The organism is Methylobacterium radiodurans, from assembly GCF_003173735.1.
Lineage (GTDB): Bacteria > Pseudomonadota > Alphaproteobacteria > Rhizobiales > Beijerinckiaceae > Methylobacterium > Methylobacterium radiodurans.
This window is the reverse complement of sequence record NZ_CP029551.1, coordinates 829,100-848,491: the sequence shown is the minus strand read 5'-3', so window position 1 is coordinate 848,491 and position 19,392 is coordinate 829,100. Positions and strand designations below refer to the sequence as shown.

Below are 19,392 nucleotides of genomic sequence, written 5' to 3'. Positions count from 1 at the left end.
CGCTCACCAGCGCATGGTGCGACGGCGGCAGGTCCGGCCGTTGTCCTCGAAGCCGGCCGGGCAGCGGCGCACGCAGGCGCCGGCCGCGAACTTCAGCGGCGGCCGGCAGGCGGCGCCGAGCTGCCGGCCGTACTGGTAGGCCTTGGCCGGGCTCTCGGCGGCGGCCGGGCCGGCCGGCAGGACCGCGAGGCCCACGAGGAGAGCGGGCGCCAGCAGGAGCGCGCGGTGGGCGAAGCGTGTCGGCATCGGACATCCGAGAGGGTGGAAACCCTCGCTCAACGCGCTCCGCGGTTCCGGGTTCTGGATGCTCGCAGCCAGCAGGTCCGGGACTTGAGCCGACGGCGGAAACGCTGTATGCGTCAGTTGCCCTCCTCAAAAGACCGAGCGCCGCACCGCATCCGCGAGCCCAGGCGGCTCCGTTTCACCGATGCCACGGGTCCCCTCGCGACACGCGAGCCCGATGTCCGGTGCCTCACCCCGAGGCCCGCGCGGATCAACCTCCGCGTTGCCACGCCCGGATCTTCCATCCCGAACGTCCCCGATCTTCCCCCTCACGTCCCACGTCGGTTCAAGACACTCCATGACTGCACATCCCGACGCTTTCGCCGACGCCCCCGAGACCGAGGAGCCGGCTGCCCAGGCGCCCGTCCCGGCGGTGCTCGCCGGCGTCAAGGAGGTCAAGCTCCAGGACCTCAAGGCCAAGACGCCGACCGACCTCATCGCCTTCGCGGAGGAGGTCGAGGTCGAGAACGCCTCGACCATGCGCAAGCAGGAGCTGATGTTCGCCATCCTGAAGCAGCTCGCTGCCAAGGAGATCGAGATCATCGGCTCCGGCACGGTCGAGGTGCTGCAGGACGGCTTCGGCTTCCTGCGCTCCTCCGACTCGAACTACCTGCCGGGCCCGGACGACATCTACATCTCGCCCACCCAGATCCGCCGCTTCGGCCTGCGCACCGGCGACACCGTCGAGGGCCCGATCCGCGGACCGAAGGACGGCGAGCGCTACTTCGCGCTCCTCAAGGTCAACACGATCAATTTCGAGTCGCCTGAGAAGATCAAGCACAAGGTCCACTTCGACAACCTGACGCCGCTCTTCCCCACGCGGCGGTTCAAGCTGGAGCTGGAGAACCCGACCAAGAAGGACTTCAGCCCCCGCATCATCGACATCGTCGCACCGATCGGCAAGGGCCAGCGCGCCCTGATCGTGGCGCCGCCCCGCACGGGTAAGACCGTGCTGATGCAGAACATCGCGCAGTCGATCACCCTCAACCACCCCGAGTGCTACCTCATCGTGCTGCTCATCGACGAGCGTCCCGAGGAGGTCACCGACATGCAGCGCTCGGTGAAGGGCGAGGTCATCGCCTCGACCTTCGACGAGCCGGCCACCCGCCATGTGCAGGTCGCCGAGATGGTGATCGAGAAGGCCAAGCGCTTGGTCGAGCACGGCCGCGACGTGGTGATCCTGCTCGACTCGATCACACGCCTCGGCCGCGCCTACAACACGGTGGTGCCGTCCTCCGGCAAGGTGCTCACCGGCGGCGTGGACGCCAACGCGCTCCAGCGCCCGAAGCGCTTCTTCGGCGCCGCCCGCAACATCGAGGAGGGCGGCTCGCTCTCGATCATCGCCACCGCGCTCATCGACACCGGCTCGCGCATGGACGAGGTGATCTTCGAGGAGTTCAAGGGCACAGGCAACTCCGAGATCATCCTGGACCGCAAGGTCTCGGACAAGCGCATCTTCCCGGCCATCGACATCACCCGCTCCGGCACCCGCAAGGAGGAGCTGCTGGTCCCGCCGGACGCGCTCAAGAAGACCTACGTGCTGCGCCGCATCCTCAACCCGATGGGCGTCACCGACGCGATCGAGTTCCTGCTCGACAAGCTGCGCCAGACCAAGAGCAACGGCGACTTCTTCGACTCGATGAACACCTGAGCGGCGTCGCATCGCTGAAGCCTTCGCGCGGCGTCGGACCCTCGGGGTCCGGCGCCGTTTCTGCTTTCCGGGATGCGTTGTCGCCTACGTCACTGACGCATGTCGATCGCCATCCTAGCTTGGCGCATGGGGGACAGGCTGCACACGGTCGCCGAGACATCGGCCTATCTCGCGCGGTGCCGAACGCTTGGTGTGACCGATGCGGAGCGTGCCGCGATCGTCGATCAGGTCGCGGCCGATCCGAGCGATGGCGAACGGCGATGGCGACCGGGTCCGCGGCTCCGGCGGCATGCGAAAGGTGCGCTTCGGCGGATCGGGCGGCTACCGCGTGATGGTCGCCGATCACGGGCCGAAGGTGCCGGCTTACCTGCTGTCGATCCTGTCGAAAGGGCAGCAAGCGAACTTCACGCCCGCACAGGTCGCAGCGATGCACGACCTCACGAAGAACCTGAAGAGATGCTGGTCCCGGCAGATGAAGGAGGCGGAGGAGGTCCGATGTGACGGACGACGTGTTCGGCGACATCGTTGCGGGCCTGCGAGGAGCCGGTGCCCATGCGCGGGGTGAGACAGCAGCGGGATTGGTGCTCCATGTTCCCCCGAGCATCGACGTTGCAGCAATCCGCAAGCGGACCGGCAAGGCGCAGACCGCATTCGCCGAGAGTATTGGCGTCCCGGTCGGAACGCTGCGGCAGTGGGAGTCGCGGCGCCAACCGCGTGGGGCCGCGCTGGTTCTGCTCGCCCTGCTCGAACGCAATCCGCGCCTCGTCGAAGAGACGCTGGGACAGGCGGCCTGAGAGAAGTCAGGCTGGTCCGTCGATAGGCTTGAGCCGGTCTGGCCCGGTGCCAGCGGCGCGGGGTGCGCGCTCGGACCGGCCGAGCAGCCGGGCAAGGCCGGCGAGGTCGGGCGTCTCGCGGCCGGCGGGCGCGTAGACTACCCGGTCGAGCGCCGCCAGGCCTGCGACGATCTCGGGCCGGGCGCGCCAGAGCGCCGCCAGCTCCGGCTCGGCCTGCGTCGCGGCCGCGACTGCTGCCCGGAAGGCCACCGGATCATTCTCGGCCGCGGCGCGCTTCAGGGCGCGGCGATGAGGACCAGGCAGGCGCAGGCGGGCGCCGCCGGGGCCGAAGCCGAGGAGCAGAAGCCCGAGCCCGAAGGCCGCCAGCCCTGCCGCCGCGGCGATCAGGGGTGAGCGGGCGACCGGCGCCGCGCCCGCCTCCCCCTGATCCACGAGGCCGCCGCCGATCTGACGGGCCGGGATCTCGGCCTCCCGCATCATGCGCGAGACCGTGTCGAACCAGGGTATGCTGATCGCGTCGAGGGGGATCACCTCCGGCACGCCGGGTCGCACGTCCCACTGGTAGGTCGCGCGCGCCACCGGGCCGGTGGGTGTGAGGATGGTCTCGCGGGTCACCGGGCCCGCGAAGGTGATGATGCCGCGGGTGCGCATCACCGGCCGGGGCGGCAGGCCCTCCGCCACCATGCCCTGCGCCTCCACCGTCACGATCCGCCGCCCGGTCTCGCCCATCTTCAGCGTTTCCGGGTCGGGGCTCCAGGAATCGGTGATGCTGACGTCGCGGGCGGGCAGCCACCAGGGCTCTTTCGCCTCGGGACCGCCGGTCGCTTGCGTCCAGGCCGCGACGGGGAGCGGGATCGGGTTCGAGCGCACGTCGACCACCCGGCGGGTGCCCGCGTCGTTGACGGTGAGCCGGTGCACGAAGGGGTCGAGGGTGAAGTCGCCCGCGTGGTGCGGGAAGATCGCCACGGTTCGGTCGAAAGCGAGCCCCACCTGCCCGTCCGGCAAGCGCTCGCGCCGCCAGTTGTCGCGCCCGAGCTGGGTCCAGCTGAAGTTCGCGAGCGTCGGCTGCACCACCTCCTCCAGCAGGATCTGCTGGCGGTAGAGCCCGCGGATGCGCAGCAGCACCATCTCGCGAGCGTAGGGCGCCGCGTTGCCGGCCCGCTCCGCCGTCACCGTGAGGGTGAGGTCGCCGGGCTCGATCTCGGCGTGGGCCGCGGTGGCGAGGAGGAGGAGAGGAAGGGCGAGCCAGAACCGCGCGGTCTCTTCCCCTCTGCTTCGCAGGCTACCCTCCCCCGCAGAGGGAGGAGGGACGATCGCGCGGCGAAGTTCCAAACGCATCACCACGGGTTGCTCCCGGCGGGCATGTTGGTGCCGGCCTCGATGCGGCGGGTCTGCTCGGCCTTGAGGCGCAGCTTCAGGTAGCGGCCGGGATCGTCCGGCAGGGTCTGGAGCCAGAGCCGGTCGGGACGGATCTCGTGGGCCTCGAAGCTCTTGGTCACGCGCCGCACCTCGCGCTCTGGGGCGGCCGCCACCATGGCCGAGCCGCTGCCGGTGCGCCCGCGCCCGGCCGCGTCGCTCGCCGAGCCGCGGGCCTCGCCGCGGCCGGAATCCACCGCCTGCTGCTCGGCCCGGCCGCGGCGGGCCACCTTGCTGTTGCCGGGCAGCGAGGCGCTCGACCCGGCCTCCTTGTTGCCGGCCAGACCCTCGCCGCTCGACGTGGCCCGGATGTCGTCGCTCTGGTCGTGGTTGCGCGTGTTGTTGTAGCGCGCCCCGTACTGCGCCGTGCCGTTGGCGAGGCCTCCGCCGGGGCCGCGGTCGATCGCCTCCTCCATGAGCCGGGCGATCAGCGAACGGTTGGCCTGCGCGTCGGCGTCGCGCGGGTTGTACTGCAGCGCCTGATCGTAGGCCGCGACCGCGCCCGCGAGGTCGCCTGCGCGGGCGAGCGCGTTGCCGAGGTTGTAGGCGTTGCGCCGGCCGCCGTTGCGGAAGATCGCGGCCGCTTGGCCATAGTCGCCGGCCGCGTAGAGGGCGGGCCCGCGCCAGGCCGGATCGGCGATGATCTCGGCGGCCAGCCCCGGCAGGCCGATGCCCATCAGCAGCCGGCCGAGGCCCGTGCGCGGCTCCGACAGGGCGCCGAGGGCGAGGAGGCCTGCTCCCGCGATCGCCAGTCCCGACCCGCGGGCGTAGCGGAGCCAGCGGCGCGGAAGGGCCAGGGCAGCCGGCAGGGGGAAGGAGACGGGGCCGCGCATCAGGCGCTCCGGCGGAAGAGCAGGAGGGCGGGGAGCGCGGCGAGCAGGAGCAGCCAGCGCCCGAGATCGGCGAACGCCAGAACCGTGTAGCCGCCGGCCGCGAGGTGCTGGGCGGTGCTGGCGCCGACCGCGTCAAGCACGGGGGCCGGCGCGTCGAGATCCGCCGTCAAGCCGCCGCCCGCGCGCACGATGGAATCCAGCGCCGCGCGATCGGGCCGCGGCGCGCCCGGAGGCAGGGGTCGGGTCGTCGGCACGAACAGGCCCTGCAGGCGCCAGCCGCGCTCGGCGATGGCGCGGGCCTCGCGCCGGGCTGCCTCGCCGAGTCCGTCCCCGTCGCTGATCAGCACGACGTCGGCGGCCACGACATCGGCTTCGGCCAGCGTGCGCCGGGCGAGCGCGAGACCCCGCTCGGGATGGCTGCCCCGGTCGGGCACGGTGTCGGCGTCTAGGGCGAACAGGGTGGTGCCGAGGCTGTCGCGGTCGGTCGTCGGCGACATCGCCAGGTAGGCGTCGCCCGCGTAGACGACCAGCGCGACCGAGCGGGTGCCGGCAGCCTCCGCCACGGCCTGCGCGGTCTGGCGGACCTCCTTCAGGCTGCCGCCCTCCGTCACCGAGCGTGAGAGGTCGAGCACGATCACGGTGGCGTCGAGGTTGCGGAAGGTCGCGGCATCCTGGCGCTCGACCGCCGGGCCGGTCAGCGCCAGCGCGATCAGGGCGGCCGCCACCGCTGCCGCGAGGTTGGCCTGTCGCCGTCCGCCGAGAACGGCGCCGCGCCGTTCCATCAGCCGCATCAGGGCCGGATCCACCGCCCGACGCCAGTCGCCGAGCGGCGCCGCGCGCCACGTCGCCCGCAGGACGAGGAGCGCGAGCGGCAGGAGGGCGAGGAGCCACCAGGGCCGCAGCAGGGTGAAGCTGTCCAGGCTCATGCCCGCCTCCGGCTCGCGAGGAGGGCCGCGGCGCAGAGGAGCGCCAGGGCGGCGGGCCAGGGCCAGAGGTCGCGCCGCAGCGGCACCGGCGGCGCCTTGGCGCGGCCGCCCTCGATCGCGTCGATGCTGTCGGCCACCGCGACGAGATCCTCGGTGGTCTTCACCCGGAAGGCGCGGCCGCCGCTGACCTCCGCCATCTCCCGCAGGGTCTCGGTGTCTACCACGTCCTGCTCGCCGTCCGCGTTGGCGAGGTCGCGGGGACCGAGCGCGATGGTGTGTACGCGGATGCCGAGGTCCCGGGCGAGCGCGGCCACGTCCCGCGGAGCCGTCTGGCCAGCATTGTTGGCCCCGTCCGAGAGCAGGACCACGACCTTGGCGCTCACTGGGGCCAGCTGGCCGGCCTCCGTCCCGGCATCGCGCGGGTCGAGGCGGCGGAGCGCGAGCCCGAGCCCATCGCCGATGCCGGTCGAGCGGCCGACGAGCCCGATGCCGGCTTCCTCCAGGGCGCGCGCGACGCTCGCGGTGTCGAAGGTTGGGCTCGCCGCGACGTAGGCTTGGTCTGCGAAGATCACGAGGCCGATCCGGTCGCCGGCCCGGCGGCGGATGAAGTCGGCGCCGACGCGCTTGACGGCCTGGAGCCGGCTCACCGTCTCACCGTCGAGGGCGAAGTCGCGGCGCTCCATCGAGCCGGAGAGGTCCATCGCCAGCATGATCTCGCGACCTGAAGCCGGCAAAGCAACACCGGAAAGGACGAGGCGCGGGCCTGCCACCGCGAGGACGAGCGCGGCCCAGAGCGTCCAGATCAGCCAGGTCCGGCGCCGCCCGCGGGAGGCGATGGCACCGGCCTCTCCCGCGTCTGGCACGAGCGAGGCCGGCACGCGCAGCGCCCCGCTCGATCCTTCGGCCTCCGCGGGCAGGAGCCGCGCGGCGAGCCAGGGCAGGGGCAGCAGCAGGAGCGCCAGCGGGGTCGCAAGGTCGAGGGCGGAGAGGAGCGCGCTGGCGGAAGCCGGAAGAAGGGCCATCGCGTCAGGCCCGCATCCGGCCGATGAGGCGGCCGAGTTCCGCGTCGAGGGCGGCGGCGTCGGGCGCCGCGTGGCGGCGGTAGAGGCCGTCCACCAGCACGCGGCCAGCGCCCGCGCTGAAGAGGTCGGTCGCGAACAGGCGATCGAGCCGGGCCGCCCATTCGGCGCCATGAGCCGCGGCGGCTTCCTCGCCGAGGCGAGTGCGCGCGATCCGGCGCAGCAGGCGCGCCTGCGCCACGAGCCGGGCCTCGGGCGGAAGCTCGCGCGTGGCCGCGAGTTCGCGGAGCGCCGACCGACGCAGAGTGGTACCGGCTCTGGACCGGAGGAAGCGGAACAGCCCGATACCGAGCGCGGTCGCGAAGCCGACCAAGGCGGCGGCCACGACCTCGCCCTGCAGCGCGCCGGCGGCGTTGCCCGGCAGGTGCAGGCCGCGGAGCTGGTCGAGGGCGGCAGCGGTCTCAGGATTCATGCGACCTGATCCCGTGCGCGCTTCGCACCGTGTAAACAGCGCCCCTCACAGCACCGCATCGAGGCGCTCCATCAGCGGGGCGTAGGCCTCGGGCCCCGCCTCGACGTCGAGGCGCAGGCCCGCGATGCCGCGGCGGGCGTATTCGGCGAGGCGGTCCTCGGCGGTTGCGCCCGGCCGCGCCCGCCGGCCGCCGTCGAGGAGGCCGCGGCGGCCGTCCGGTAGGGCGAAGGGGTAGAGGCCAGCAGGCCGCGCCCGCTCGAACGCGTCGCTGACGAGAATCAACCGGATCGCGATCCGCTCCGCCGCGAGCGTCAGCAGGTGCTCGAAGTCCGGGCCCGGCGCGTCGAGCGCGCTCGCGATCACGAGATGGCCGCCCGACGGCAGCAGGCTCGCCGCCACGGAGAGGAGATCCGTGAGCGGCGGGTCGGCCGTGTCGGGTGCGGCCAAGGCCTGCGCGTGCGCCAGGGCGAGGGCGCCGGTCACCGCGGTCATCGCGCGCTCACCACCGGCCGGGCGCAGCGCCGTAGGCTCACCGGCTCGGGCTGCCACGAGGCCGACGCGGCCGCCGTCGCCGACGACGCGCCAGCCGAGCAGCGCCAGCGCCTCGGCGGCGGCCACCGAGCGCAGGGTGCGGCGGGTGCCGAACAGCATCGAGGGCCGGAAATCGGCCAGGAGCACTACGGCGCGGTCGCGTTCGTCGTGGTGGGTGCGCGTGTGGAGCTGCCCCGTGCGGGCGGTGGCGTTGCGGTCGATGTGGCGCATGTCGTCGCCCTCCGACCAGAGCCGCACGTCGTCGGGCTCCGAGCCGCGCCCGCGCCGCCGGGTGACGATGCCGCCGGGCAGGCCCGCGAGCGTGCGGGTCACGGGCGCCGAGCCCCGGCGCGCGAGGTGGCGCAGGCCCATCAGCGCCTCGCCCGACAGGTGGATGCCGGGATCCTCCGGAGCGTCCGCCCTGCTGTCCGTCCTCTGCCCCACCCCTAGAGCGCCCGCACCCGCTGCACGAGGCCGGCGACGATGTCGCGCGTCGTCCGCCCCTCGGCGGCGGCCCGCCAAGTGAGGCCGATGCGGTGGGAGAGCGCGTCGGCGGCGAGGTCGGCGATGTCCTCCGGCACGACGTGGTCGCGCCCGTGCAGGTAGGCGCGCGCCTTGCCGGCGAGCATCAGCGCCAGCGTCCCGCGGGGCGAGGCCGGGTGCTCAATCGCGGCGCGCAGGTCCGGCGCCGCCGCGTCGGTCCGCGTCGCGGCGACCAGGCGGACCAAGTAGTCCTTCAGCGCGGGCGAGACGTAGGTGGCGAGCGCGGCCTCGCGGGCGGCGCGCACGTCGTCGAGGCTGAGCTTGGCCGGCATCGCTTCGGCATGGTGGGTCAGCTCACCCTCGACGAGATCGAGGATCCGGCGCTCGGCGGCCTCGTCGGGCATCTCCACCACGACGTGGAGCAGGAAGCGGTCGAGCTGCGCCTCCGGCAGCGGGAAGGTGCCCGCGTGCTCGATCGGGTTCTGGGTTGCCACCACCATAAAGGGGTCGGGCAGCGGATGGGTGTGGCCCGCTACCGTGATCTGCCTTTCCGCCATCGCTTCGAGCAGCGCCGACTGCACCTTGGGCGGGGCGCGGTTGACCTCGTCCACGAGGATCAGCGCGTGGAACAGGGGGCCGGCCAGGAACTCGAAGGTGCCTGCGTCCTGGCGCCAGACCGTGGTGCCGGTAAGGTCGGCGGGCATCAGGTCCGGCGTACACTGTACCCGGGCGAAGGAACCGTCGAGCCCGTCCGCGAGGCGCTTGACCGCCCGCGTCTTGGCGAGGCCGGGCGCGCCCTCGATCAGCAGATGGCCGCCGGTGAGCAGGCCGATCAGCAGGCGCTCCACGAGGCGGTCCGAACCGATCAGGCCGTGGAGGAGCCCGTCGCGCAGACCCAGGATGCGGGCGCGCAACGCTTCGTCTGCGGCGGGTTGTTCGGACGGTGGTGTGCGGGTGGCGAGACTGATGCCACTCATGCGCGGGGAAATCCCGCCGTCGCGACCGGACGATGCGTCATGCTTGGCCGTCTCCTCGGGCGCCGCTGCCGGGGCGCCGGACTCTTAATCGGTCCATAGGAAACCGGTGTGCCTGCCGGACCGGGGAAGCGTCAATCCCGGCAACCCTGGATCGTGCCGCCTCGGGCAATTTGCCCTAGAGCCGGCTGTCACGGTTCCGTCATCGGCCCGCGCCTAGGAGGCGCCATGATCTCGCTCACGCCGCTTCCCGAGACCGTCAACTCGGCCATCAGCCTCGCCGTGGCCTTCGGGCTCGGCACGCTCATCGGTGCCGAGCGGCAGTACCGGCAGCGCAATGCGGGGCTGCGCACCACGGTTCTGGTGGCGCTGGGCGCGGCGGCCTTCGTGGATCTCGGCATGCGGCTCACCGGCGGCGAGGGCGCGACCCGCACCGTGGCCTACGTGATCTCCGGCATCGGCTTCCTGGGCGCCGGCGTGATCATGAAGGAGGGCATGAACGTGCGCGGCCTCAACACGGCCGCGACGCTCTGGTGCTCGGCTTCCGTCGGCGCCTTCGCCGGAGCGGACCTGCCGCTGGAGGCCTGCTTCGTCACCGCGGCGGTGCTCGCCTGCAACACGCTGCTGCGCCCGCTCGTGAATGCCATCAACCGGGCGCCGATCCGCGAGGACCAGACCGAGGCGACCTACGAGGTGCAGGTCACCACCGCGACCGAGGCGGCGGGGCCGGCCCGCGATCTCCTGGTCGATCGGCTGGAGGCGGCGAGCTACCCGGTGCGCGGCGTCGAAGTTGTGGAGCGCGGCGAGGACGCGGTCGACGTGGTGGCGACGCTGCTCGCCGACGCGGTCGAGGGCGGGGAACTCGACGCCGTCACGGACGACCTCGCCCGCGACCCGCGCATCCGTCACGCGACGTGGTCGGTTCGGGCGGCGGATTGAGGAGCTGATCGGCCTCCAACGCATTCGCGCCGCTTTCCCGGACATCCGGAGCACGAGCGGAGGGTGATCCGGGAAAGGGGCGGCGCTTCCGTATCACGGTCGGTCGAGGGGCTACCGATCACAGCCGGCTGCTCCCTAATCCCGACTCCGCGTGCGCCGGCACACGCGCCGCGCGCGCGGTCCCTTCACCGAACCCCGCCCGCGACCGACCTCGCCCCTGGCAAGCGGGGCGCCGGGCGCCCGCCGGAGATTCTCCTATGAGCGACACCTCATCCAAGCGCGCCCTGATCGTCGGAGCCTCGCGCGGGCTCGGCCTAGGCCTCGCCGAGACCCTGCTGCGGCGAGGCTGGACCGTTACGGCCACGCAGCGCCGGGCCGGCTCCGATCTGGAACGGCTGAAGGCGGACGGCCTCACCGTCGAAACGGTCGATATCGACGACGACGCGGGCGTGGCCGGCCTGCACGAGCGGCTTGGGTCGCAGGCCTACGACGTGATCTTCGTGGTGGCGGGCGTGGCGACACAGGCGCACGACCCGGCCCACACGGTGCCCCGGGACGTCGCCGCCCAGGTCTACCTGACGAACGCGATCAGCCCGATCCGCTTCGCCGAGGCCTTTCGCGATCGGCTGGCGCCGGGCGGCAGCCTCGCGCTGATGAGCTCGATCCTCGGCAGCGTCGGGCTCAACGAGTCGGGCGGCTGGGAGACCTACCGGGCCAGCAAGGCGGCGCTGAACACGCTGGCGCGCAGCTTCGAGGTCCGCCATCGCGACAGCGGGATCAGCGTCTTTCTGGTCCATCCGGGCTGGGTCCGCACCGACATGGGAGGCGCGGAGGCCGATATCGATGTGGCGACCAGCGTCACCGGCATGGCGGACGTGATCGAGGCCCGGCTGGGCGAGCCGGGCGTGGCCTATGTCGATTACCGGGGCGAGACCCTGGCCTGGTAGGCCCGGTCAGCGGCGCGGGTCGAGGGGGCGGCCGCGCCGCTCCACCACCACGGGCGCCCGGGTGCGGCGCTCGACGATGACGGTGCGGGGCGCCCGGCTCGGGCTGCCGGGGCTCATGATCCGCTCCGGCACCCGCTCGGGCTTCTTGCGGGCGGCGGCCAGCACATGCGGGCGCACCTCCTCCGCGGACAAGCCGATCAGCCCGCAGGCGATCTCGACCTGCTGCTCGATGTCGTCCGCGAGGTCCTGGGCGGCGGCGACCGCCTCGGCGATGGTCGGCGGTTCGCGACGCACCCGGATCGGTGGCAGGTCAGCGAAGCTCTTCGGCGATTTCTTCACGGCACGGCTCGCACGGTTCATGGGCCGAACATAGGGTGTTGCGGCCGATTGTGCACCGCATCAAAATGGAAGGAAAGATTTTTTCGCATGCATGGCGGCTGGCTCGGCTCTTGCCGAACGCCTAGACTTTAGGCGCCGCCGTATCAGGATTGACCGATGTCGCGCCGATGCGGGACTCGTCGGCTTGTGCGGTGCCACAGAGCAGGGGATCGACGTCCCGCAGCGCCTGACGTCTTGATCAGTCGTCAACGGGCTGGGCGCATCATCGTTCATCGCGATCGTCAACGAACCGCCGCGAAGCGGGAGAATCACCGGTGTCACCGCTTCCGGAAGATCCCATGCCCCTCGACCCGCGCCTCACCCCCGCCCGACCGGACCTAGCCGACATCGTCCTGGAGGGCCGGGTGAAGGCCCGGCGCTTCGTCGCCGGGGATGCGCGTCGCGTCGTCGTGCCCTCCGCGCCCCTGCGCCGGGCGCCGTCTATGGAATCCGGCATCGACACCGAGGCCGTTCTGGGCGACGCCGTGCAGGTCTACGAGGTGCGCGACGGCTTCACCTGGGTCCAGCTCGTCCATGACGGCTATGTGGGCTATCTGACGGCCGACAGCCTCGGACCCGCCGACCCGGCGCCGACCCATCGCGTCGCGGCGCTGCGCACCTTCCTCTATCCGGCGCCCGACCTGAAGCGCCCGCCCCGCGCCCATCTCGGGCTCGGCGCGGCGCTCGCGGTGACGGGGACCGAGGGCGATTACCTGAGGGTCGCTGACGGCTACGTCTTCGCCGGTCATTGCCGCCCGATTCACGAAGTCGAGCCGGATTTCGCCGGCACGGCGGAGCGCCTCGTCGGCGCGCCCTATCTCTGGGGCGGTCGCACCACGCTCGGGCTCGACTGCTCGGGGCTGGTCCAGCTCTGCCTGGAGCTTGCCGGGCGGACCTGCCCGCGCGACGCGGACCAGCAGGAGCGGGCGCTGGGGGAAGCCCTCCCGAACGACCTCGCCGACCTGCGCCGGGGCGACCTCGTGTTCTGGCGCGGCCATGTCGGGATGATGCTCGACGGGACGCGCCTGATCCACGCCAACGGGCACCACATGGCGGTGGCGGTCGAGCCGCTGCAGACGGCCGTCGCGCGCATTCTGGAGAAGAGCTACGGGCCGGTGACGTCCGTGCGGCGGCTGCCGCTCACCCCTTCAGCCGGCTCTTGATCCGCCGGATCAGCCCGTCGCGCACGTCGCGGTAGGCGTCGAGCCGCTGCTCGCGCGAGGCCTCGTAGAGGGCGGTGGGGTCGGGCGTGGGCCAGTACTCCACGTCCGCCGCGAGCGTCCGTGTCAGTTCCAGGGCGGCGTGGTGGGCCTCGGGCGCCAGGGTGACGATGAGGTCGAAGTTCAGCCCCTCCCATTCCTCCAGCTGCTCGACGGTGCGGGACCGGTGCTTCTTGGCGTCGATGCCGATCTCGTCCAGCGCCGCCACCATGAAGGGATCGACCGGCTCGCCCTCGCGCACGCCCGCCGACTGGACGTAGATCGACTTGCCGAAATAGTGACGCGCGATCGCCTCCGCGGCGGGCGAGCGCACGGCGTTGAAGTTGCACATGAACAGGACCGACTGGACCCGTTTCTTCTTCGGTGCGAGGCCCGGCGCGGTCTCGTCCATCGGAGCCTAGCCCCGCCCCACGCCGTCAGCCCTTCCAGTGCAGGGCGAAGATCAGGGTGAAGAGCCGCCGCGCCGTGTCGTGGTCGAGGTCGACCTTGCCCTCGAGGCGCTGCTTCAGGGTCTCGGAGGCCTCGTTGTGCAGGCCTCGGCGACCCATGTCGATCGCCTCGATCTGCGTCGGCGAGGCCGTGCGGATCGCGTTGTAGTAGCTCTCGCAGATCATCTCGTAGTCGCGGATCACCCGCCGGAAGGGGGTGAGCGAGAGGAGATGCGTCATCACCGGCTCGCGCGACTCCGTGCTGATCGCGAAGGAGAGCTTGTTCTCCACGAGCCCGAGATGCAGCCGGTACGGCCCCTCGTCCCGGCCCGGGATGACGAACTGGTTGTCCTCCAGGATGTCGAAGATCGCGATGGCGCGCTCGTGCTCCTGGTCCGGGTTGCCGCGGCCGATCGAATCCTCGTCGAGCGTCACCGCGACGAGGCGGTGCGGCGAGCGCTCGTTCCTGGCCTCCGACATCTTAAGCCTGCCTCACAGGTTCAGCCGGATCGCGACGGAGCGGGCATGGCCCTCCAGGCCCTCCGACCGGCCGAGGTTTATCGCCGCCGGGCCGAGCGCCCGCAAGCTCTCCGGCGTGCAGGCGAGGATCGTCGTGCGCTTCATGAAATCGAGCACGCCGAGGCCGGAGGAGAAGCGGGCCGAGCGGGCGGTCGGCAGCACGTGGTTGGGACCGCCCACGTAGTCGCCGATCGCCTCCGGCGTGTGCGAGCCGAGGAAGATCGCGCCCGCGTTGCGGACCTTGGCGGCCAGGCCTTCCGGGTCCGCGGTCTCGATCTCCAGATGCTCGGGAGCGAGGCGGTCGGTGAGCGGCACGGCCTCGTCGAAGTCGCGCACCCGGATGATCGCGCCGTAATCGCGCCAGCTCGCCCGCGCGATCTCCTGGCGGGGCAGCGTGGTGAGCGCGCGCTCGACCGCCGCCTCGACGGCCTCGGCGAGGTCCGCGCTGTCGGTGATCAGGATGGCCTGGGCCGCGGTGTCGTGCTCGGCCTGCGCCAGGAGGTCGGCGGCGATCCAGTCCGGGTTGGCGTGACCGTCGGCCAGGATCAGCACCTCGGAGGGACCGGCGATCATGTCGATGCCGACCTGCCCGAAGACCCGGCGCTTGGCTGCCGCCACCCAGGCGTTGCCGGGACCGACGATCTTGGCAACCGGCGCGATGGTCCGGGTGCCGTAGGCCAGCGCCGCGACCGCCTGGGCGCCGCCGACGCGGTAGACCTCGTGCACGCCCGACAGGTGGGCGGCGGCCAGAACCAGCGGGTTCATCCGGCCCTCGGGCGCGGGCGCCACCATGACGATGCGCGGCACGCCCGCGACGCGCGCCGGCACCGCGTTCATCAGGACGGACGAAGGATAGCTCGCGGTGCCGCCCGGCACGTAGAGGCCGACCGATTCGAGCGCCGTCCAGCGCCACCCCGCGGTGACGCCGAGCGCGTCGGTCTCGCGGTGGTCGGCGGGTACCTGGGCGCGGTGGAAATGCTCGATCCGCTCGGCCGCGAGCGTCAGGGCCTCGATCTGGTCGGCCGGGCAGGCCGCGACGGCCGCCGCGATCTCCGCCTCCGTGACCCGCAGGCTGCCCTCGGTGAAGTCCTCGCCGAGCCGGTCGAAGCGGCGGGTGTAGTCGACGAGGGCGGCGTCGCCTCCTGCGACCACGCCCGCGATGATGCCGCGCACGGCCTCGTCCACATCCTCGGCGATCTCGCGCTTCACGGTGAGGAGGCGCGCGAAGTCGTCCTGGAAGGTCGGGGCGGAGCTGTCGAGACGAACCATGGAGCCGTGTCGTTTCGTGTTGCGGGAGCCGGTGGTGATCAGGCCGCGTCGCCGTGGCCGGGCCGGCTCTCGGCCTCCCAGACCGGGCCGAGATCCTTCATCTGCACCTCGACGCACTCCACGTCGAGCCGGATCGCGGCGTCCCCTGAGAAGATCAGCGTCACGGTGCCGGAGGGCGGCTCGCCCGGCGTGAAGGTGACAGCGAGCAGGTTCAGCGCCGTGTCCGCGTTCCCGCCCGGCGCGATGCCGCGGGTGCGCACGCCGAGCACCCGCTCGAAATGCACGCCCGTAAGCCGCCGCCGCTCCAGCTCGCCGGGACCGACCGACCAGTCGAAGCGCCGGGCCACGAGGACGAAGCGATGCTCTGCCGCCAGATAGGTCAGGTCGCCGGCCCGCAGGACAGCGTCCTGCAAATGGGCGGAGATCACCGTGAGGTCTTCGGCATCGAGGGCGGTGAGCTTCAAGAGCTCCATGCGGACACCTTGGCTGGATGGCGCATCCGGCGGATCCGGATGCTTGGCCGGAGGGTAAATTTCACGTGAAAACGCTGGGGCGTAGGTAGCGGTGGCACAGGGGATCGACAACGGGCACCGACGCAGGCGCCCGCATGCCGTCGCGACATGTCGGTCATCAGGATCAGGTGCCGTTCAGGCAACGCCCGCTATCTCGGCCTCACAACACGAACGACGTTCGAGGAGACCGACCGGTGACGCGCTTCACGCTCGCGGCTCTCGCCGCCCTGACACTGGGAACGACCCTGGCCGCCGTGCCGGCCAGCGCGCAGTACTACGATGACGGCCCGCGCCGGTTCGATCGCGGCTACGAGGATCGCTACGACCGTTACGAGCGCCGCCGCCGGGACGACTACTACGACGACCGCTACGAGCGGCGCCGGGATTTCGGGCGGCGCGGCGGCAGCATCTGCGTGACCTCGCGCGGCAACTGCCCGACCCGTCCGGCCCCGTTCAACGCGCCCTGCGGCTGCGAGATTCCGGGCTTCGGCTTCAAACGCGGTGCGATCGGCGGCTGACGCCGTCCAATCCCTCGAGAGGTTTGAAGGGGTGCCCGAGCGATCGGGCGCCCCTTTCATTGGCTCAAGCCCGCACGCGCTCGATCCGGGCGCCGCAGCGGCCGAGCTTGGCCTCGAGCGCCTCGAAGCCACGATCGAGGTGGTAGACCCGGTTGATCTGGGTCTCGCCCTCGGCGGCAAGGCCCGCGATCACCAGCGACACCGAGGCGCGCAGATCCGTCGCCATCACGGGCGCGCCCTTCAGGCGCTCGACGCCCTCGACGATCGCCGCATCCCCGTCGAGGCGGATCCTGGCGCCGAGGCGGGCCAGTTCCTGCACGTGCATGAAGCGGTTCTCGAAGATCGTCTCGCGGATGCGCGAACTCCCCTTGGCCAGCGTCATCAGCGCCATGAACTGCGCCTGCAGGTCGGTGGGGAAGCCCGGGAACGGGTCGGTGGTCACGTCCACCGCCGCGATGCCGGCGCCGTTGCGGCGCACCCGGATGCCGTCCGGCACCTGCGTCACCTCGGCGCCCGTCGTGGCCAGCACGTCGAGGGCCGCGTGCAGCAGGTCGGCGCGGGTGTTCTCCAAGACCACGTCGCCGCCCGTCATCGCCACCGCCATGGCGTAGGTGCCGGTCTCGATCCGGTCGGGCAGGACCTCGTGGCGGGCGCCGTTGAGCCGCGCCACGCCCTCGATCTCGATGCGCGGCGTGCCCGCCCCCTTGATGCGCGCGCCCATCTTGGTGAGGCACTCGGCGAGATCGACCACCTCGGGCTCGCGGGCGGCGTTCTCGATCACGGTGGTGCCGTAGGCGAGCGCGGCCGCCATCAGGGCGACGTGCGTGCCGCCGACCGTAACCTTCGGGAAGCTGATCTCGGCGCCGCGCAGGCCGTTCTTGGTCTTGGCCACCACGTAGCCGCCGTCGATCTCGATCTGCGCGCCGAGACGCTCCAGTGCCATGATGAGGAGATCCACGGGCCGCGTGCCGATGGCGCAGCCGCCCGGCAGCGAGACCTTGGCCTCGCCGAAGCGGGCAAGCAGCGGCGCCACCACCCAGAAGCTCGCCCGCATCGTCGAGACCAGCTCGTAGGGGGCGGTCGTGTCGATGACGTTCGAGGCTGTGAGCCGGACGGTCTGGCCGGTCTCGGTTGTCTGCCCGGGGCGCTTGCCAACCACCGTCTGGTCGACGCCGTGGTTGCCGAGAATGCGGGTCAGCGCGTTGATGTCGGCGAGCCGCGGCACGTTGACGAGTTCCAGCGTCTCCCCGGTGAGCAGGCTCGCGATCATCAGCGGCAGCGCCGCGTTCTTGGCGCCCGAGATCGGGATGGTTCCGTGCAGCTCGGTGCCACCGGTGATGTGGATGCGGTCCATGCTGGTTCCCTGAGGCGCCCCGCGGCCTCGCGCGGCGCCTGTCGTCCCGTCGGGCGCGACGGTGCGCCCATGCTTGTCCGCAGGCTATAGTCCAGTTTTGTCGGAATCGGGACCGGAGCCGGACGCATCGGTACCCGGCGCGTCGGAGCGGGGCTGTGGGGCCGTCCCGCCCTGCACCCGGTCCGGCGCCTTGGCGCGCTCCTGCGCCTTGCGCCGCCGCAGGTTGTCGCGCAGCGCCGCCTTCAACCGCTCCGCGCGCGTCTCGCCCGTATCCGCCATCGTCGTCCCGTCATCGCGGCGCTCGCGCGCGGCGCATCGTCACCCTGAGCCCGCACTTCTGCCCCGCACAGGGCAGGAATGTTAGAACTCACCTTGAACCCATTCCAGATCCGCCTGTATCTTCCTCCCCGACAGCGCCCAAAGACGCTGCCGCAAGAACGCTCAAGGAAACCGCCAGCCTGCGTCCGGGGCCTCTCTCTAGGTTCAGCGGACGTCAATCCAAACGTCCGATGCTCGCCGGAGGCCCGCGTGGGTCTCGCGTGCCGAACGATCCCGCGCCGCGACGGCTCGTCCGTCCGTGCCAGCCACCCGAAGGATCCTCATGCCCGTGACCCGGATGCCCGCTGCCCCGAAGACCGCATCGTCCGGACCCGGCATCAAGACCGACTTCGAGGGCTACTTCCGCGCCGCGCTGGACAAGCTGCACGGCGAGCGCCGCTACCGCGTCTTCGCCGATATCGAGCGCGTGGCCGGCCGCTTCCCGCAGGCGAACTGGCGCCGCCCGGACGGCTCGACCCGCGAGATCACCGTGTGGTGCTCGAACGACTATCTGGGCATGGGTCAGCACCCCGAGGTGGTGGGCGCCATGACCGAGACGGCCCGGCGCTGCGGCGTCGGCGCGGGCGGCACCCGCAACATCGCCGGCAACAACTCGCCGCTGGTCGACCTGGAGCGCGAGCTCGCGGATCTCCACGGCAAGGAGGCGGGCCTCGTCTTCACCTCCGGCTACGTCTCGAACCAGGCCGGCATCTCGACGATCGCCAAGCTGATCCCGAACTGCCTGATCCTGTCGGACGCCTTCAACCACAACTCGATGATCGAGGGCGTGCGCCATTCGGGCTGCGAGAAGCGCATCTTCCGCCACAACGATCTCGGGCACTTGGAAGAGCTTCTGATCGAGGCCGGCGACCGGCCGAAGCTCATCGTGTTCGAGTCCGTCTACTCGATGGACGGCGACGTGGCGCCGATCGGCAAGATCTGCGACCTCGCCGACCGCTACGGCGCCATGACCTACCTCGACGAGGTCCACGCGGTCGGCCTCTACGGCGAGCGCGGCGCGGGCATCGCCGAGCGCGACGGGGTGATGCACCGGGTCGACGTGATCGAGGGCACGCTCGCCAAGGGCTTCGGCTGCGTCGGCGGCTACATCACGGGATCGGCCGCGGTGCTCGACGCGGTGCGCTCCTTCGCGGCCGGCTTCATCTTCACCACCGCGCTGCCGCCCGCGGTGGCGGCGGCTGCCCGCGCCTCGGTGCGCTACCTGAAGCGCTCGCAGGTCGAGCGCGAGGCGCACCAGCGCCAGGCGGGGCAGACCAAGGCGGCCCTGGAGGCGGCGGGCCTGCCGGTGCTGCACACCGAGACGCACATCGTGCCGGTGATGGTAGGCGACGCGGAGCTGTGCAAGGCGGCCGCGGACCACCTGCTGGAGTGCCACGGCATCTACATCCAGCCGATCAACTACCCCACCGTGCCGCGCGGCACCGAGCGCCTGCGCATCACGCCCTCACCGTTCCACGACGAGGCGCAGATCCACAAGCTCACCGCGGCGCTGGCCGAGACTTGGGACGCGCTCGACCTGCCGCGCGCCGGCACGGTCTTCGTCGAGGCGGCGGAGTAAGCACCCGTTTTCTCCCTCCCCTCTCTGCGG

The 19,392-nt window shown here is 71.8% G+C and carries 22 protein-coding genes; 7 read left to right on the top strand and 15 right to left on the bottom strand.

The genetic code is table 11. The features are described from left to right. Positions 1-3: 3 nt before the first annotated feature. Complete coding sequence (locus tag DK427_RS03800) at positions 4-246, bottom strand: hypothetical protein (RefSeq protein ID WP_109950108.1); 243 nt, start codon at positions 244-246, stop codon at positions 4-6. A 334-nt stretch (positions 247-580) separates the two neighbouring features. Here DK427_RS03800 and rho point away from each other — a divergent pair, with 334 nt between their 5' ends. Continuing rightward, on the top strand, positions 581-1,933 hold the full coding sequence (gene rho, locus DK427_RS03795) for a transcription termination factor Rho (protein WP_109950107.1): 1,353 nt from the start codon (positions 581-583) through the stop codon (positions 1,931-1,933). 497 nt (positions 1,934-2,430) lie between these two features. After that, the gene (locus DK427_RS03790; protein WP_204165263.1) at positions 2,431-2,727 is read left to right on the top strand and encodes a helix-turn-helix domain-containing protein; all 297 of its coding nucleotides are present in this window, start codon (positions 2,431-2,433) and stop codon (positions 2,725-2,727) included. A gap of 6 nt (positions 2,728-2,733) precedes the next feature. On the opposite strand, the gene DK427_RS03785 is transcribed toward DK427_RS03790, so the two are convergent. The 7 genes from DK427_RS03785 to DK427_RS03755 all read right to left on the bottom strand — a co-directional run bounded on the left by DK427_RS03785 (position 2,734) and on the right by DK427_RS03755 (position 9,384). Further along, positions 2,734-4,065, bottom strand: coding sequence for a BatD family protein (locus tag DK427_RS03785; RefSeq protein ID WP_109953981.1), 1,332 nt, complete (start codon positions 4,063-4,065; stop codon positions 2,734-2,736). Then, a complete protein-coding gene (locus DK427_RS03780) occupies positions 4,065-4,976 on the bottom strand; it encodes a tetratricopeptide repeat protein (RefSeq protein ID WP_109950106.1) in 912 nt (303 codons plus the stop codon). The genes DK427_RS03785 and DK427_RS03780 overlap by 1 nt, the downstream gene beginning before the upstream one ends. Then, positions 4,976-5,902, bottom strand: a complete 927-nt coding sequence (locus tag DK427_RS03775) for a VWA domain-containing protein (RefSeq protein ID WP_109950105.1) — start codon at positions 5,900-5,902, stop codon at positions 4,976-4,978. The genes DK427_RS03780 and DK427_RS03775 overlap by 1 nt, the downstream gene beginning before the upstream one ends. Next, positions 5,899-6,924, bottom strand: a complete 1,026-nt coding sequence (locus DK427_RS03770; RefSeq protein WP_109950104.1) for a VWA domain-containing protein — start codon at positions 6,922-6,924, stop codon at positions 5,899-5,901. Before DK427_RS03770 ends, DK427_RS03775 begins: the two co-directional genes overlap by 4 nt. A gap of 4 nt (positions 6,925-6,928) precedes the next feature. Continuing rightward, positions 6,929-7,393 (bottom strand): DUF4381 domain-containing protein, encoded by a 465-nt coding sequence (locus DK427_RS03765; RefSeq protein ID WP_109950103.1) that lies wholly within the window; start codon positions 7,391-7,393, stop codon positions 6,929-6,931. A 45-nt stretch (positions 7,394-7,438) separates the two neighbouring features. After that, positions 7,439-8,296, bottom strand: a complete 858-nt coding sequence (locus DK427_RS03760) for a DUF58 domain-containing protein (RefSeq protein ID WP_109950102.1) — start codon at positions 8,294-8,296, stop codon at positions 7,439-7,441. A 74-nt stretch (positions 8,297-8,370) separates the two neighbouring features. Continuing rightward, positions 8,371-9,384 carry an AAA family ATPase gene (locus tag DK427_RS03755; protein WP_109950101.1) on the bottom strand — a complete coding sequence of 338 codons (1,014 nt, stop codon included), beginning with the start codon at positions 9,382-9,384 and terminating at the stop codon, positions 8,371-8,373. A gap of 225 nt (positions 9,385-9,609) precedes the next feature. On the opposite strand from DK427_RS03755, the gene DK427_RS03750 reads away from it, so the two are divergent. Beyond that, complete coding sequence (locus DK427_RS03750) at positions 9,610-10,320, top strand: MgtC/SapB family protein (RefSeq protein ID WP_109950100.1); 711 nt, start codon at positions 9,610-9,612, stop codon at positions 10,318-10,320. Between the two features lie 257 nt (positions 10,321-10,577). Continuing rightward, complete coding sequence (locus tag DK427_RS03745; protein ID WP_109950099.1) at positions 10,578-11,267, top strand: SDR family oxidoreductase; 690 nt, start codon at positions 10,578-10,580, stop codon at positions 11,265-11,267. 6 nt (positions 11,268-11,273) lie between these two features. Here DK427_RS03745 and DK427_RS03740 read toward each other — a convergent pair whose 3' ends face one another. Next, the gene (locus DK427_RS03740; RefSeq protein ID WP_425452532.1) at positions 11,274-11,606 is read right to left on the bottom strand and encodes a hypothetical protein; all 333 of its coding nucleotides are present in this window, start codon (positions 11,604-11,606) and stop codon (positions 11,274-11,276) included. 338 nt (positions 11,607-11,944) lie between these two features. Between DK427_RS03740 and DK427_RS03735 the strand changes: the two genes are divergently transcribed. Further along, on the top strand, positions 11,945-12,808 hold the full coding sequence (locus DK427_RS03735) for a C40 family peptidase (RefSeq protein WP_109950097.1): 864 nt from the start codon (positions 11,945-11,947) through the stop codon (positions 12,806-12,808). Here the strand turns inward: DK427_RS03735 and DK427_RS03730 are convergent. Genes DK427_RS03730 through DK427_RS03715 form a run of 4 tightly spaced genes read right to left on the bottom strand, consistent with a single transcriptional unit; the run spans position 12,786 to position 15,554 of the window. Next, positions 12,786-13,256, bottom strand: a complete 471-nt coding sequence (locus DK427_RS03730) for an arsenate-mycothiol transferase ArsC (RefSeq protein WP_109950096.1) — start codon at positions 13,254-13,256, stop codon at positions 12,786-12,788. The genes DK427_RS03735 and DK427_RS03730 overlap by 23 nt on opposite strands. Positions 13,257-13,281: 25 nt before the next feature. After that, positions 13,282-13,773, bottom strand: a complete 492-nt coding sequence (locus tag DK427_RS03725; protein WP_109950095.1) for a UPF0262 family protein — start codon at positions 13,771-13,773, stop codon at positions 13,282-13,284. 12 nt (positions 13,774-13,785) lie between these two features. After that, on the bottom strand, positions 13,786-15,081 hold the full coding sequence (gene hisD, locus DK427_RS03720) for a histidinol dehydrogenase (RefSeq protein ID WP_109950094.1): 1,296 nt from the start codon (positions 15,079-15,081) through the stop codon (positions 13,786-13,788). Between the two features lie 38 nt (positions 15,082-15,119). After that, the gene (locus DK427_RS03715) at positions 15,120-15,554 is read right to left on the bottom strand and encodes a DUF2948 family protein (protein ID WP_109950093.1); all 435 of its coding nucleotides are present in this window, start codon (positions 15,552-15,554) and stop codon (positions 15,120-15,122) included. A gap of 233 nt (positions 15,555-15,787) precedes the next feature. Here DK427_RS03715 and DK427_RS03710 point away from each other — a divergent pair, with 233 nt between their 5' ends. Beyond that, on the top strand, positions 15,788-16,111 hold the full coding sequence (locus DK427_RS03710; protein ID WP_109950092.1) for a hypothetical protein: 324 nt from the start codon (positions 15,788-15,790) through the stop codon (positions 16,109-16,111). A gap of 64 nt (positions 16,112-16,175) precedes the next feature. On the opposite strand, the gene murA is transcribed toward DK427_RS03710, so the two are convergent. Both murA and DK427_RS03700 read right to left on the bottom strand, forming a co-directional pair. Further along, on the bottom strand, positions 16,176-17,465 hold the full coding sequence (gene murA / locus DK427_RS03705; RefSeq protein ID WP_109950091.1) for a UDP-N-acetylglucosamine 1-carboxyvinyltransferase: 1,290 nt from the start codon (positions 17,463-17,465) through the stop codon (positions 16,176-16,178). An 84-nt stretch (positions 17,466-17,549) separates the two neighbouring features. Beyond that, entirely contained in the window at positions 17,550-17,744 is a 195-nt protein-coding gene (locus DK427_RS03700; protein ID WP_109950090.1) for a hypothetical protein, read from the bottom strand. Positions 17,745-18,066: 322 nt separating this feature from the next. Here DK427_RS03700 and hemA point away from each other — a divergent pair, with 322 nt between their 5' ends. Then, positions 18,067-19,362 carry a 5-aminolevulinate synthase gene (gene hemA / locus DK427_RS03695; RefSeq protein ID WP_109950089.1) on the top strand — a complete coding sequence of 432 codons (1,296 nt, stop codon included), beginning with the start codon at positions 18,067-18,069 and terminating at the stop codon, positions 19,360-19,362. Positions 19,363-19,392: the final 30 nt, after the last annotated feature.

What these genes read in the sequence shown, in the direction of transcription:
- DK427_RS03800 (WP_109950108.1), bottom strand. Translation starts at nt 246, where the DNA reads ATGCCGACACGCTTCGCCCACCGCGCGCTCCTGCTGGCGCCCGCTCTC.
- rho (WP_109950107.1), top strand. Translation starts at nt 581, where the DNA reads ATGACTGCACATCCCGACGCTTTCGCCGACGCCCCCGAGACCGAGGAG.
- DK427_RS03785 (WP_109953981.1), bottom strand. Translation starts at nt 4,065, where the DNA reads ATGCGTTTGGAACTTCGCCGCGCGATCGTCCCTCCTCCCTCTGCGGGG.
- DK427_RS03780 (WP_109950106.1), bottom strand. Translation starts at nt 4,976, where the DNA reads ATGCGCGGCCCCGTCTCCTTCCCCCTGCCGGCTGCCCTGGCCCTTCCG.
- DK427_RS03775 (WP_109950105.1), bottom strand. Translation starts at nt 5,902, where the DNA reads ATGAGCCTGGACAGCTTCACCCTGCTGCGGCCCTGGTGGCTCCTCGCC.
- DK427_RS03770 (WP_109950104.1), bottom strand. Translation starts at nt 6,924, where the DNA reads ATGGCCCTTCTTCCGGCTTCCGCCAGCGCGCTCCTCTCCGCCCTCGAC.
- DK427_RS03765 (WP_109950103.1), bottom strand. Translation starts at nt 7,393, where the DNA reads ATGAATCCTGAGACCGCTGCCGCCCTCGACCAGCTCCGCGGCCTGCAC.
- DK427_RS03760 (WP_109950102.1), bottom strand. Translation starts at nt 8,296, where the DNA reads ATGGGCCTGCGCCACCTCGCGCGCCGGGGCTCGGCGCCCGTGACCCGC.
- DK427_RS03755 (WP_109950101.1), bottom strand. Translation starts at nt 9,384, where the DNA reads ATGAGTGGCATCAGTCTCGCCACCCGCACACCACCGTCCGAACAACCC.
- DK427_RS03750 (WP_109950100.1), top strand. Translation starts at nt 9,610, where the DNA reads ATGATCTCGCTCACGCCGCTTCCCGAGACCGTCAACTCGGCCATCAGC.
- DK427_RS03745 (WP_109950099.1), top strand. Translation starts at nt 10,578, where the DNA reads ATGAGCGACACCTCATCCAAGCGCGCCCTGATCGTCGGAGCCTCGCGC.
- DK427_RS03735 (WP_109950097.1), top strand. Translation starts at nt 11,945, where the DNA reads ATGCCCCTCGACCCGCGCCTCACCCCCGCCCGACCGGACCTAGCCGAC.
- DK427_RS03730 (WP_109950096.1), bottom strand. Translation starts at nt 13,256, where the DNA reads ATGGACGAGACCGCGCCGGGCCTCGCACCGAAGAAGAAACGGGTCCAG.
- DK427_RS03725 (WP_109950095.1), bottom strand. Translation starts at nt 13,773, where the DNA reads ATGTCGGAGGCCAGGAACGAGCGCTCGCCGCACCGCCTCGTCGCGGTG.
- hisD (WP_109950094.1), bottom strand. Translation starts at nt 15,081, where the DNA reads ATGGTTCGTCTCGACAGCTCCGCCCCGACCTTCCAGGACGACTTCGCG.
- DK427_RS03715 (WP_109950093.1), bottom strand. Translation starts at nt 15,554, where the DNA reads ATGGAGCTCTTGAAGCTCACCGCCCTCGATGCCGAAGACCTCACGGTG.
- murA (WP_109950091.1), bottom strand. Translation starts at nt 17,465, where the DNA reads ATGGACCGCATCCACATCACCGGTGGCACCGAGCTGCACGGAACCATC.
- DK427_RS03700 (WP_109950090.1), bottom strand. Translation starts at nt 17,744, where the DNA reads ATGGCGGATACGGGCGAGACGCGCGCGGAGCGGTTGAAGGCGGCGCTG.
- hemA (WP_109950089.1), top strand. Translation starts at nt 18,067, where the DNA reads ATGCCCGTGACCCGGATGCCCGCTGCCCCGAAGACCGCATCGTCCGGA.